The following is an 851-nucleotide window of genomic DNA, read 5'->3' on the forward strand; positions in this document are numbered from 1 at the left end:
CAGGTGCTGACGGCGGGCTCGGGGCAGAACCCGGCGCGCCAGTCGCTGATCAAGGCCGGCCTGCCGAGCGCAGTGCCGGGGATGACGATCAACAAGGTGTGCGGCTCGGGCCTGAAGGCCGTGATGCTGGCGGCGAACGCGATCGTGGCGGGCGACGCGGAGATCGTGATCGCGGGCGGCCAGGAAAACATGAGCGCATCGCCGCACGTGCTTCCGGGCTCGCGCGACGGGTTCCGGATGGGTGACGCGAAGCTGGTCGACACGATGATCGTCGACGGCCTGTGGGACGTGTACAACCAGTACCACATGGGCATCACGGCGGAGAACGTCGCGAAGGAATACGGGATCACGCGCGAGGAGCAGGACGCGTTCGCGGCGCTGTCGCAGAACAAGGCGGAAGCCGCGCAGAAGGCCGGGCGCTTCGACGACGAGATCGTGCCGGTGTCGATCCCGCAACGCAAGGGCGAGCCGCTGCAGTTCGCGACCGACGAGTTCGTGCGCCACGGCGTGACGGCGGAATCGCTGGCGGGGCTGAAGCCGGCGTTCTCGAAGGACGGCTCGGTGACGGCGGCGAACGCGTCGGGGCTGAACGACGGCGCGGCGGCGGTGCTGGTGATGTCGGCGCAGAAGGCGGCGGCACTGGGCCTGACGCCGCTGGCGCGGATCAAGGCATACGCGAACGCGGGCGTGGATCCGAGCGTGATGGGCATGGGTCCGGTGCCGGCGTCGCGCCGTGCGCTGGAGCGCGCGGGCTGGACGCCGGGCGACCTGGACCTGATGGAAATCAACGAGGCATTCGCGGCGCAGGCGCTGGCGGTGCACAAGCAGATGGGCTGGGACACGTCGAAGGT

1 protein-coding gene is annotated in these 851 nt (G+C 69.8%); it reads left to right on the forward strand.

From position 1 onward, the window contains the following. A partial coding sequence (locus U4Y91_RS36540) for an acetyl-CoA C-acetyltransferase (protein WP_321809121.1) occupies positions 1-851 on the forward strand: 851 nt, incomplete at both ends.

It is taken from the genome of Burkholderia sp. BCC1993, assembly GCF_905339865.1.
In the GTDB taxonomy this organism is placed as follows: Bacteria; Pseudomonadota; Gammaproteobacteria; order Burkholderiales; family Burkholderiaceae; genus Burkholderia.